Source organism: Thioalkalivibrio thiocyanodenitrificans ARhD 1, assembly GCF_000378965.1.
In the GTDB taxonomy this organism is placed as follows: domain Bacteria; phylum Pseudomonadota; class Gammaproteobacteria; order Ectothiorhodospirales; family Ectothiorhodospiraceae; genus Thioalkalivibrio_A; species Thioalkalivibrio_A thiocyanodenitrificans.
Map to the genome: position 1 here is coordinate 834,855 of NZ_KB900536.1, position 11,595 is coordinate 846,449.

General features: G+C 60.1%; 16 protein-coding genes. All 16 read right to left on the reverse strand.

Annotated features, from left to right (window positions below):
• Position 1 precedes the first annotated feature (1 nt).
• Entirely contained in the window at positions 2 to 469 is a 468-nt protein-coding gene (locus THITHI_RS0103890) for a nuclear transport factor 2 family protein (protein WP_018231763.1), read from the reverse strand.
• A gap of 677 nt (positions 470 to 1,146) precedes the next feature.
• Positions 1,147 to 1,608: a hypothetical protein gene (locus tag THITHI_RS0103895; protein ID WP_198005570.1), complete on the reverse strand. Its 462-nt coding sequence runs from the start codon at positions 1,606 to 1,608 to the stop codon at positions 1,147 to 1,149.
• A 15-nt stretch (positions 1,609 to 1,623) separates the two neighbouring features.
• Positions 1,624 to 2,757 carry an NAD(P)/FAD-dependent oxidoreductase gene (locus THITHI_RS0103900; protein ID WP_018231765.1) on the reverse strand — a complete coding sequence of 378 codons (1,134 nt, stop codon included), beginning with the start codon at positions 2,755 to 2,757 and terminating at the stop codon, positions 1,624 to 1,626.
• A gap of 70 nt (positions 2,758 to 2,827) precedes the next feature.
• Positions 2,828 to 3,058, reverse strand: coding sequence for a sulfurtransferase TusA family protein (locus THITHI_RS0103905; RefSeq protein WP_018231766.1), 231 nt, complete (start codon positions 3,056 to 3,058; stop codon positions 2,828 to 2,830).
• Between the two features lie 22 nt (positions 3,059 to 3,080).
• Complete coding sequence (locus THITHI_RS0103910; protein WP_033336901.1) at positions 3,081 to 3,470, reverse strand: DsrE family protein; 390 nt, start codon at positions 3,468 to 3,470, stop codon at positions 3,081 to 3,083.
• A gap of 114 nt (positions 3,471 to 3,584) precedes the next feature.
• Complete coding sequence (locus THITHI_RS0103915; protein ID WP_156820469.1) at positions 3,585 to 3,782, reverse strand: CbtB domain-containing protein; 198 nt, start codon at positions 3,780 to 3,782, stop codon at positions 3,585 to 3,587.
• Between the two features lie 19 nt (positions 3,783 to 3,801).
• Positions 3,802 to 4,542: a CbtA family protein gene (locus tag THITHI_RS0103920; RefSeq protein ID WP_018231769.1), complete on the reverse strand. Its 741-nt coding sequence runs from the start codon at positions 4,540 to 4,542 to the stop codon at positions 3,802 to 3,804.
• A gap of 10 nt (positions 4,543 to 4,552) precedes the next feature.
• The gene (locus THITHI_RS0103925; protein WP_018231770.1) at positions 4,553 to 4,750 is read right to left on the reverse strand and encodes a CbtB domain-containing protein; all 198 of its coding nucleotides are present in this window, start codon (positions 4,748 to 4,750) and stop codon (positions 4,553 to 4,555) included.
• Between the two features lie 169 nt (positions 4,751 to 4,919).
• Positions 4,920 to 5,756, reverse strand: a complete 837-nt coding sequence (locus THITHI_RS0103930) for an ABC transporter permease (protein WP_026186039.1) — start codon at positions 5,754 to 5,756, stop codon at positions 4,920 to 4,922.
• 133 nt (positions 5,757 to 5,889) lie between these two features.
• Complete coding sequence (locus THITHI_RS0103935) at positions 5,890 to 6,723, reverse strand: ABC transporter permease (RefSeq protein WP_018231772.1); 834 nt, start codon at positions 6,721 to 6,723, stop codon at positions 5,890 to 5,892.
• Positions 6,720 to 7,952 (reverse strand): ABC transporter substrate-binding protein, encoded by a 1,233-nt coding sequence (locus THITHI_RS0103940; protein ID WP_018231773.1) that lies wholly within the window; start codon positions 7,950 to 7,952, stop codon positions 6,720 to 6,722. The genes THITHI_RS0103935 and THITHI_RS0103940 overlap by 4 nt, the downstream gene beginning before the upstream one ends.
• A gap of 339 nt (positions 7,953 to 8,291) precedes the next feature.
• Positions 8,292 to 9,143, reverse strand: coding sequence for an ABC transporter ATP-binding protein (locus tag THITHI_RS0103945; RefSeq protein WP_018231774.1), 852 nt, complete (start codon positions 9,141 to 9,143; stop codon positions 8,292 to 8,294).
• Between the two features lie 157 nt (positions 9,144 to 9,300).
• Positions 9,301 to 9,726: a hypothetical protein gene (locus THITHI_RS0103950; protein WP_018231775.1), complete on the reverse strand. Its 426-nt coding sequence runs from the start codon at positions 9,724 to 9,726 to the stop codon at positions 9,301 to 9,303.
• Between the two features lie 28 nt (positions 9,727 to 9,754).
• A complete protein-coding gene (scnC, locus tag THITHI_RS0103955; protein WP_083908650.1) occupies positions 9,755 to 10,459 on the reverse strand; it encodes a thiocyanate hydrolase subunit gamma in 705 nt (234 codons plus the stop codon).
• 39 nt (positions 10,460 to 10,498) lie between these two features.
• A complete protein-coding gene (locus tag THITHI_RS21075) occupies positions 10,499 to 10,867 on the reverse strand; it encodes an SH3-like domain-containing protein (protein ID WP_198005572.1) in 369 nt (122 codons plus the stop codon).
• Positions 10,854 to 11,291 (reverse strand): SH3-like domain-containing protein, encoded by a 438-nt coding sequence (locus tag THITHI_RS21080; RefSeq protein WP_198005573.1) that lies wholly within the window; start codon positions 11,289 to 11,291, stop codon positions 10,854 to 10,856. The genes THITHI_RS21075 and THITHI_RS21080 overlap by 14 nt, the downstream gene beginning before the upstream one ends.
• Positions 11,292 to 11,595: the final 304 nt, after the last annotated feature.

Genomic DNA, 11,595 nt, shown 5'->3' on the forward strand with positions numbered 1-11,595 from the left:
CCTAGAGCCCCAACTCCGTCAGTCCCGGAAAATCGTCGGGGCGCGGTCCCTGCTTCCACAGGAACTTGCGCTCGGATTCCCCGATGGGCACATCGTTGATGCTGGCCTCACGCCGACGCATCAGCCCCCGCTCGTCAAACTCCCAGTTCTCGTTGCCGTGGGCACGAAACCAGTTGCCGGAATCGTCATGCCACTCGTACTGAAAACGCACCGCAATCCGGTTGTCATGAAATGCCCACAGTTCCTTGATCAGGCGGTAATCCAGCTCACGTGCCCACTTGCGCTTAAGAAAGGCCACGATCGCTTCACGTCCCTGGAAGAACTCAGCGCGGTTGCGCCAACGGCTGTCCTCAGTATAAGCGAGCGATACCTTCTCCGGATCGCCGGTGTTCCATGCGTTCTCGGCCATCCGGACCTTCTGGATGGCGGTCTCGCGGGTAAACGGCGGGAATGGCGGTCGTTCGGACATGGTCGATTCCTCGTGGGCATTGTACCGTGCCGTTTAGTATGTACCGTACGGTACATCTCTGCAACCAGACAAGGCCAGGCGAGACGCGCTGCCGATGTTGAAGACTGGCCCGCTCCCTGGACATCATGCGGGGTTCCCGGTGTTCGTCGGGGCGGGGTCCCTCCGGCCCTTTGGCAGGACCGCCGCACGGCCCCCCGCGGGCGGGTGTCCCCTCGCGGAACCGGTCGGGGAGCTTCCCGGCGATCTTTGCCAGGCGGCTTATCAGATCGGGCAGATGTTCCTCGCAAGGAGCAGTGTAGCGAAGCACCGGCTCGATGGATCGATAGTTCGCGGATAAGGCCCGCATCTGCCATCTGCGATAAGGCCTGGCAGCAGTGTCTCGATTCACACCTTCGGAAGCCTCCTGCATCTCCGAGAGGGCATCACCACGGGGGCCAGGCATGGGGGAGGCCATCCTGTCCTGCTCCTCATTTCCTGGCGGAATGAGAAACCCGTGATGCTGCCGCGGCTTGCCCCCATACCACCAGGCTGAGTTGCAACTGGGAGTTGAACTCATGACCGTTAGAATGACAGGAATGTCATGCAAAAAATTCGCAGCGCGCAGGCTCCCGGCCGAAATAACCTGCTCCGGGCACTCCCGGGTGCGCTGCTACAAGTCCATATGATGTTCGAGGAACTCAGCTACCCTGTCGGTGCAGATCCCGCAAGGCCTCATTCCAGTACTTGCCGAGCATTGAAAGCGCTCGAAGCCCTTCCTGGGTACCGGGTTCGCGGGCCACCCGCCAGATACCCGAAATACCGCCTTCGGCAGGCGGAATAGTCGCCAGTTCGCGACTCATCTTGCCGATGGCATCCGCCAGGCTCACCAGAAGGAACTGACTTTCAGGGCGATCCAGCACCTGGAGAAGGCGGCGCAGACCTTCATTGCGCAGGAGGCGGTCGAGCATTGCCATGGATTCGCTGGCCGTGTGCGCGATGCGTGTCACCATGTCATCGGACATCGCGTCCTTGGCCGATCCCAGAAAATGAATGATCTCGACCAGATCGTTGACCGCCGCCTCATCGAGCGCAGGCACTCCTTGTGACGTTTCGTCCGCTTCATTCACCATTGCAGAAACCTGTGGTTTTTCGTTTGCCATCCCGATTATTTCTCCTCAGAGTAACCCGCGCACTGTGGTCCAGTACATCTGGTTGTACGCCATCTTGAACCAGTGAATCGCCTTGGACGGAGGCTTCAGGTCGGGCAGATTGACGTAGTCGAACGAATTGTAAGTGGCACGATCGTAACCGGCCTCGATAAAGCAATAGACCCGCCCGTCATACTCGCGCACCGAAGTGCCGGTCTTGATCATGGAGGAGATGTTCTCGGCCAGCACCTCCGCCTCGAAATGCGCAGCCGATCCGGTTTTGCTCACGGGGATGTTCGTGCAATCACCGATTGCATAGACGTTATCGTATCCCTCTACACTCAGTTTGTTACGGTGGGTCGGGATCCAACCTCCCTGTCCCAGGTTGTTCTTGTCGGCGATTTCAGATCCCCGGTGGGGTGGGATCGCGATCAGCATGTCGTACTTGAGTTCGGTGCCTTCCTCGCTATGGATCACCTTGTTGACCGGATCCACCTCTTTCAGGTTGAACAGCGTTTCATACTCAATACCCGCCTTGTCGAACTCCGGCTTGGCCCAGTGAGCGACGTTGCGGGTGGCGTGGACCGCATTGACGGGATACTGATAGCGCAGCGTCACCTTGTCGCGGATACCGCGCGCCTTGAAGAAGTCGTGCATCATGAAGATGGCTTCCACCGGCGCCACCGGGCACTTGTGCGGGATGGATACCGTCATCACGATGGTGCCGCCCTCGAACTCCATGAGACGCTTGTGCATCCGGACCGCACTTTCCTCCGTGAAGAAACTTTCCGACCCTTCCTTCAGCCCCGGCACTTCCTCCGGCACGATACGTGCGCCCGTTGCAATGATCAGGATATCGTACTTGTGGATCTTCCCGCTTCTCGTTTCAACCTCGTTCCTGTCGAGCCGAAATTCGGTGACCGCATCCACATGGAAATCAACGCTCGGCTCGAGCAGGGAGGCCTGATCGCGATAAAGCTGATCGGGCGTCATTTGCCCGAAGGCGACATAGAGCAGACCGGGTTGATACATGTGGCGATCCGAGTCCGTGAGCATACTGATCTGGACCTTTCGGTCCTTAATCTCCGGGGCCAATCGCCGTGCCAGATTGTTGGCCACGATGGTGCCGCCCGTACCCCCCCCGACTACTACGATTTTCATGACAATCCTCGCTTTGTGCTGAAACGTTTCTGCCCGTCGGCAATAGGCGCCTCGAAAAACTGCGCATTCACTACTTGGTCTTCCGAACCTTGATATGCCAGATGTCGCCAACCTGTTCGGCGCTGATCATCTCGTGCCCGACCTTGTTGATCCACTCCGGCACGTCAGTGGCCGTGCCGCTGTCGGTCGACAGCAGCTCAAGCGTGTCACCCACGTTGGCCTGCTTCATATGGGTGATGAGCTCCATGAGCGGTCCGGGACAGAAGGTGTTGCATGCGTCAATAACTTTCACTTCACTCATAACTTGATTGCTCCTGCCGCGGTCAGAAAGTGAGCAGCTGCCCACCCTCGGATTGAACGAGAAAACGCGTCAGACCCGTTGGCGGACCAAACTCCGGGTCGAGATCGTCTCCCGTGATTTTCAGTAAGTCCATCGCCATCGAGCACGGCAACAACTGTGCGTCGCCAAGCTCAGCCGCCTGCTGGAAAAGCTGTCTGAACGGCGGCACACCCTCATGTGCCATGAGCGTTCCGAACTCGCCTTCCACGGGTGCATCCGCGACGTTCCCCTTGACGAAGTACGTCAGCGCGTTCATGGAAAAGAACACGGTCACCGTATCTCCGCTGGCGGCTGCGACCGATGCCATCATTGCGGCCATCTGCAGCTTTTCACGTGTTCCGGACACGCAAACGATGTTGATTTGACTTGACATTATGGTGTACTTGCCTCGCTTTGGACTGCGTCGCGTCCGCGACTGTAGCCATCATCTGTACTTGATAAATTGCCTGTCGGGGACCGTAAACTGTCGAGACGCTCCCCGTCGTTTCTAGTGGCAGGGGAAACCCGCTGCATGGCGCATGTCATGGGCCGCGGTATGCACCGCGGACATATCCACAAACCCCACCCCGAACAGCATCACCATGCCCAGCATGAAGGCCGCGGCGATCTGGAACATGGGGCTGGACAGCGAAGTCGAGACACTCGCGGTACGCAGCGTGGCAGCCGATGCAATCTGTTCTTTCATGGTCATGTCTCCTACTCTCCTACACGTTGGCTTTCGAACTTGTCAGAATTCGCCGTACCGCCCAGGCCGAGGTAAGCCCCAACACGAGCCACTGAATGGCGTTGGCAAGTGCCGTCGCACCGAAGAACTGTCGGGCCAGCACCTCCAGTTCCGCCGCCATGGCCGGTGGATACTCCGCAAACATGGCCGTGGACGGCTCCGGCGCGCCGACCAGGTGCGGCACCGCCAGCAATCCGAGCGCGGCCCAGCGCCAGGGTGATCTGAGAAACGCCACCCCGGCGAGTCCCGCGGCCGTGCACACAACAGTGAATAGCCACCATAGCTGTCGCGCCTCCAGAGACGCCCCGGCGGCCCCCGGAATCTCGGGCGGCTGACCAAGCGCCGGTGCCAGGAAGAAAACAGCGTATCCTGCGGCGCCCCAGATCAGCCCGTGGCGCCAGTGGAATCCGGCTGCGGCCTGATTCCTGTGTGAGGCCACCATCACGCTGAGCATCAACATGGCGAACCCGGCGCCGATCATCATGTTGGACAGCAGGGTCAAGCCCGTTCGCTGCACCCCGTCCCCATGTTCATGATCGTGATCATGGGCCCCGTGCTCGTGGCCGTGGCCACTGTGTGCATGGAGAGATGCGAGTTCGTCCTCGAAATGCTCCGCACTCTGGATGATCGGGAAGACCTGCCAAAACTGCACGGCAGTCAGCAGCAGGCCGGTCGCCGCACCGATGAGCAGCGCATAGAGCACGATTTGCCGAAAGAGCATCAACTGCGTCCTAGTGGCAGGGGAAACCCGCTGCGTGGCGCATGTCATGGGCAGCGGTATGCACTGCGGACATATCCACGAAACCCACCCCGAAGAGCATCACCATGCCCAGCATGAAGGTCGCGGCGATCTGGAACATCGGGCTGGACAGCGAGGTCGAGACGCTCGCGGTACGCAGCGTGGCAGCCGTTGCAATCTGTTCTTTCATGGTGTTGCCTCCTTTGGTTTGACAATCACAGTCAACACGGTTCGGAACTGTCCGAAATGATCATCTACGCTCACAATCTCAGGGCCGGGTGGCGATCCTGGTTTGGCGCCGTTACGTCGAGACGTTTCCGGTACCGAACCATCCGACCCACTGCCAACTATCCTCCGGCTCAATCCTCGCGCACCCAGCTTGCCCGTTTCTGAAGCCTTACCAGAACGGCATCCATGACATAGCCGACACACCCGATGATGACGATCATCGCCATGAGTTCGTCATAAAACAGGTTCTCACGCGCGTTCTGGAGCGTATATCCGATTCCCGAACTGGTACCGAAGAACTCCGCGGGAATAATCACGATCCACGCGATACCCACCGCGAGCCGGAGCCCGGTCATCACGTCGTAGGCGATCGCCGGCCAGATCACCGAAGTCAGCATCTGCCACGGCTTCGCCCCAAGGTTACGCGCAACCTTCCGCCAGGACGGATCGATCTTCGCGACGCCTGCCGCTGTGGCAAAGATGATCGGCCACACGGCGCCGATGAAAATCAGAAAAACGACCGCCTGGTTCCAGGTCGCCAGGGCAATCACCGCGATAGGCTCCCAGGACAGCGGGCTGGTCATGCGCATCAGCTGGAACGGAACATGGGTCGTCTCGGCAGTCAGCCTGCTCAGGCCAACCATGATGCCGATGGGCACCCCGACCGCAATCGAGAGCAGCAGGCCCGTGCCCAGGCGAGCACCGCTGGCTGAGATCGACTCCTGCAGCGTCCCGTATGCCCACAGCTTGGGCAATCCCTCGAGGAGTGCTGCTCCGGGCCCGAACTGATCGAAAAAGAACGGCGCGGTCGGATCCAGGGTGATCAACCAGACACCGAGCCACCACAGCACAACCAGGATCAGGAGGCCCGCACAGAAATCAAAGACCTTCTTCCCGCTCGATTGCGCCCATCTCTTCAAACCGGCACGGGTACGCTCGGACGCCACTTCGGCCTGTACAGTACTCAAGGCTGATCCCCCTTTATCTGATTCCGTCTGCTGGCGAAGGCCATTTCGGTATCGTCTGACCGGACCGCGCAAACACGCGCTGCCGGCCAGGCCGTCGACCTCGTACAACCACAATGCGTTTTCAAAGCGTCCATCAATGTTTCCTGCGGTGATACCAGCTGTAGCGGTTGATCAGGCATACAAGCACGCTGTCCATGATGAACCCGATCACGCCGATCGTAACCAGCATGGCCGTCAGGTAGCTGTAATCCACCGTCTCACGCGCGTCCCTGATGGCGTAACCGAGTCCCGAGGTGACCCCCAGCAGCTCAGCCGGCACGAGCACGATCCACGCAACACCCAGGGCGAGTCGCAACCCACTGAAGATATCGAACGCAATCGCCGGCAGAATGACTGTCTTGAGAATGTGGATGCGGCTGGCGCCAAGATTTCGCGCAACCTTGTACCAGCTCGGGTCCACCTTGGCGAGCCCCGCTGCGGTCGAGTACGCCACCGGCCACATCGCGGCGATCACGATGAGAAACACGATCGCCCCGTTCCATGTCGCGAAGATGATCACCGCCAGCGGCATCCATGCCAGGGGGCTGACCATACGAATGAACTGGAACGGCGAGTGAGAGAGTTCCCTGAACCGCCTGCTGCGGCCGATGAGAATGCCCAGGGGCACGCCGATGATTGAGGCAATAAGCAGCCCCGTCCCCAGACGGTCCACGAGACTTGCGCTGATGGCGCTCTGTATCCTGCCCTGCGCCCACAGCTCCGGGAACTTCAGGAACGTGGGAATCGGGCCGAAGCCCCCGAACACCCGGGTCTCCGGCTGGCTCACCAGGTACATGATTCCGAGCTGCCACAGGACCAGCAGCACCAGTATCCCCCCGGCGGCATACATCAGGCGCCGCGCCCCACGGACGCACATGCGGCCGAAAGCAGGCATCTCACGCCCCTGGGGCGCGGCATCAGTACTCATATCTTGAACACCTCCTCACGTTCATAGGGATTGCCTTCCTGTGGAACGCTCTTGTCATTCCGCCATGCCGGGAACTTCTCGAGCGAGTTCCTGATGAAGTCGTAGTTGACCAGATCATTGACCACAAAGTCGGTGTCCAGCTCGTCCAGGAACGAACGATCACCCGTGATGACAACCTTGCGCATCTCGTCGACCACGACTTTGGTCGCCGATGGGTAGGGCCAGGCCTGCATGTTGATACGGTCCTGCTGCCACTCCACATGCTTGATTGCCTGAGGATTATCGTAATAAGCCGGGTCGTAGAAGTTCATCGCCCGGTCGATCACCTGGAAGGGGAACGGCAGGTAGCCACCACCGTCGCGGGAAAGACGCATAGCCGCCTCTTCCCGGTTCTCCGCGATCCAGAGCTGAGCCTGGACAATGGCGTCCGTGACCGCTTGAGTCCACGCCTTGCGGTCAGGATCCTCGACGTCCGCCTCGTGCATCACCACCACGCAGCACGGATGACCCTTCCAGTAATCTCCCGTGAAGCGCAGCATGTTCGCCCCGGCCTGCACCTCTCCCAGGGAATTGAACGGCTCGGCAACGATATAGGCATCGATTCTTCGTGCGGCGAGTGCGGGCGGCATGTCCGGCGGCGCCACCACCTGCAGGTTGCACTCGTTGGGCGCGAGTTGCGCGTCCTGGGAACGTATCACCGGTGTGATGCCGTACTCCCGCAGGAACTGCTGAAGGATGATGTTGTGGTTGGAGTACCACCACGGCACTGCCACCTGCTTTCCGCCAAACTCGGACCAACTGGTGATTCCCGTATGCCTGCCGACCACGCAGGCCGAGCCGTTGGTATGGTCCCAGGCCGTGATCTTGACCGGGACGCCCGTGCCATAGCGCATCCAGAGCGGGATGGGATTGAGAAAATGCGACACATTGTGTCTGTGTGACTGAAAAGCCTCCACAAAAGGCATCCAGCCGCGATGGAGTTCCGGGCGAACGGCGTCGAGCCCCTGCTCCTTGTAGAAACCCTTGTCGTACGCAATCAACAGGGCTGCCGCATCGGTGATGGGGATGTATCCGACACGCACCACCTCATCCTTGGGCTTGTCCGGCCAGGCCTGGCCCCACGGCATCATCGCGCCGAGGCCGGCAGCCGCCCCCGCTTTGAGGAAGCTGCGCCGGTTGAGACCCGTGCCATGGTCAATCAAACCCGGCTTCTCGATGCCTGCACCCATCCCGAGAATCCCTCTCACACCGGCGCGCGGGTCTGTCGGATCGTAGCTCGCTCTCAGCCTCGGATCGGGTGCCCCGTCCGCAATATCCGGATCCCTTGGGGGCAGTCGTGGGTTGTGGTGCTCAAGATCGCCTGATTTCTTCCTGGTGGTCATCGGGGCTCCTCCTAGACTTTTTTGTGGTTTACCCGTTGATGGATCGGTCACCTTATTGGTGTGCCGCTCGCTGTCCCTGCCGAAGAACTCATGACGCTCCGAGCGCCATTCATTGCTCTGCAATCCGCACCCCTGCGCGTCTCACGAGACGGCGCCACGCACGGCCAGGATATGCCTCGCGCCCGATCAGCCCGGCACGGCGGCTGACGGCGAGGAGCCCCGTTGCTGCACAGACGGCGACTCCTCTTCATCATCAGCCGCGGGTCGCTGACCCTTGGCACTGGCTGTCGCGTCATGAAAGGCGGTCATCAACTCTGCGCGCATCCTTTGAACTTCCGGGTCCTCGCGGTTGCGCGGATCCGGGAGGTCGACTTGCATCTCGTCCATGAACCTGCCGGGCGACCCCGCCATGATCAGGGCGCGATCGGCCATGATGACCGCTTCATCGATATCGTGGGTCACAAGGATCAGGTTGATACCGATCCGTTTGGCAATGGCGCGCACATCGTGCTGCAGGGACGAGCGGGTGAAAGCATCCAACGCGGAGAAGGGTTCATCCAGCATCAGGATCTCGGGTTCCATGACCAGGGAGCGTGCCAGCGCCACGCGCTGCTGCTGCCCTCCGGACAGGTCCTGTACATTGTGGTCGGCGAACTTCTCGAGCTCTACGAGCTTGAGCGCCTCGTTGACCCGCTCGTCGATCTTCTTCTTCGGCCAGCCCGCGAAACGCAATCCGACACCCACGTTCTGCGTCACCTGCATCCACGGGAACAGGTGCGGGGCCTGAAACATCATCACCCAGCGAGGCGAGGGCCCCCGCACCTCGGTATCACCGAGGTGCACCTTGCCGCCTGTCGCAGGAAGCAGCCCGGCCATGATATGAAGAAGGGTCGACTTCCCGCAGCCGGAGCGGCCGATGATCGCGATGGCCTCCCCCGGTTTTGCCTCCAGGTTGACTTCCTCGAAGGTGAGCGGGCTCTTGGGCGTGTATTTGTGTGTAAGGCCCTTGATCTTGATGTCTACGCCGCGGACTGGCATCGATTGACTCCTACCAATGAGCAATAAGCTGTACGAAATTTCTGGTCAGACGCGTTCAATAATGCACCGCTTGTCGGCACGGCACCGTCGCATCCACGTGGTAAATTCAGGGCATCCATGCCTCGCAGGTTCCAACATCCATCTGTAAAGATGGGGCTCAAACGCTGTTCAGGCGCTGACCCACCTGCTCCATGCGACGGGCCAGCTCTTCCTCATCGAGCAGACCGCGCCGGATCATCGAGTGCGCCAGGGCGAGAAGCTGTCGCTCGGGGAACGGCACCTCCTCGTAGATCGTCTCCGACAGGTCGTCCTCCTCGGCCCGACGCTCGAGCGCCGGAAGCGCACAGGAGCCCTCTTCGATCTCTTCATGGAACTTCACGCAGGAATCCCCCGCGAGCAGATCACACGTGGCTTCCAGCGTGATCTTCCATGGCGGATCCGGGTTGGTCACCCCGTACTGGGCAGCCAGATCCTCCCAAACCCTGCCCTTGCTCTGCACATCCTCCAGCAAAGGGATCGGGGACGTATCGATGACCCTTTCGATCTCCTGGCCATCCGAGCCGTTACGGTTCGTCGCAGTCATGGCGGACTCCTCAAGGATATGACCAAAATCAGTGGTCGTGGTGAACCGGGTTCTTGGCCTTGAGGACCGGGCGCTTCGCATTCGAAGTAATGCCGGGCTTCGGCAAAGCAACTCCGATCAGACAGTCGCGGGTCACGATCTCCGCCAGCTGATCCTCGGTCCAACCCTCGGTGCCCTCGGGCCGGACCGGCATCACGATGTAACGGGTCTTCTGGTTGGAGTCGGCCACCCGCACCTCAACGTCCTCAGGCAGCTGCATGCCGAACTCCGACAGCACCTGGCGCGGCCAGCGCACGAGACGGCGACGGTAGTTGGGGGTGCGATACCACTCCGGGGACTGGCCGAGAATCGGGCGGGGATAGCAGGAGCAGAGCGTGCAGACCACGACGTGCTTCAGTTTCGGCGTATCCACCAGGACACGGAGGTTGCAGTAATCACTGGGGGTGCCGAAGTGGGTCGGCGGAGTCATCACCCAGTCGATGCCCACGGCCTTGCTGGCCTCGACACCATCCTCTTCACACAGCTTCTTGTACTCGGGGTCCAGCCACGCCTTGGCCACCAGGCGGGCCGCCGGCAATGGCCCGAGAGTGTGTACATACTCGGTCCACACCCGGTGATCCTCTGCCGAAAAGAGCCCTTTCTCGATGGCCAATTCACGGACAGCCAATTCGAGGATCTCAAAATCGCTGACCTCGTCAACCATCGGTGCGGGTTTGTGGTCATGATCTGCCATCTGCATTTCCTCTTTAATCTTGTATGTCGGCGTAACGTCTTACGCCTTCTCTAGATACATCTCGGGGATTTCGGTCTCCAGGGTGTCGCCCCCGTAGACCTCATGATACTCGGGCCAGAGATCGCGCTGCGAGAACACGATGCTGTAGAACCACACGACATTGTCCGTGTTGTCCCAGGCTTCGTCCTCGGCAGGGGGGCTTTCATAAACAGTCCTGACGATCGTGCCGACGGCCCCGCGGACGTAAGTCATAGTGCGGGTATAAAAGATATCCGGGCGGTCCTTGACGCGAACCCGATCACCGATCTTGAACTTGGCCTTCCCCGCCTTGCCCTTGAAACACTGGGGATCGCCAACGCCCGTGGCGATCTTGGCGTGATGAGTCCTATCGTGCTCAACTCTGCTCATAGCGCTTTCTCACCTCTTCGATTTTGTCGTGCAGCTCAGTGAGCGTGACGTACTGTTTGTCGATAAGGATCAGGGCCGCCGTCATCAGCCAACGCCCGTAATAAGGAAGCCCGAGGTAGATGGTCTGGCCAACATCAACGTTCTGACGCCGACGACGTTCCTCGGCCGTCCAGACGCCGCGCCATGCCAGGCATTCGCAGGTCGCAAAGGTGTTGAGCTCCCACACTTCCTCTTCTTTCTCATGCCACTCGATGGGCACGTCATACTCACCGCCGACATCATGCGCCGAACGCGTGTACGCCCGGTAGAGCGTATGAGTGATCTCCGTCGGAGCCGGCGCGTGCGTCTGCTTATGCAGTGCCGGCTGCAGCTGTCCGACGGTCTGAAGATGCTGGAGCACCTCTTCTCGTGTTGACGATGACATTGTGTTGGACTCCTTAGATGTACTGTGGACTACGAACAAATCCGGGTTTTCAAGAACTTTGCGCCCCGTCCTCCTGGGGGTGCGATCACCACTCCTCAGTTACTGATCCATCCACCGGCCGAACCCATCCAGCCACGTCAAGGCGCCGCATGAACTACTCTCTGCTTGCCGTTGACATTCCGGGACCCCTTCCTTCGACCGGGACAAGCCGTGTCGCAGGTCGAGTTACAAGACCCCTTCCCAAGGCTTGATATAGACGATCCCTATAGGAACATCCTGCGTATCTCTTTCGGAGTATAGGCAG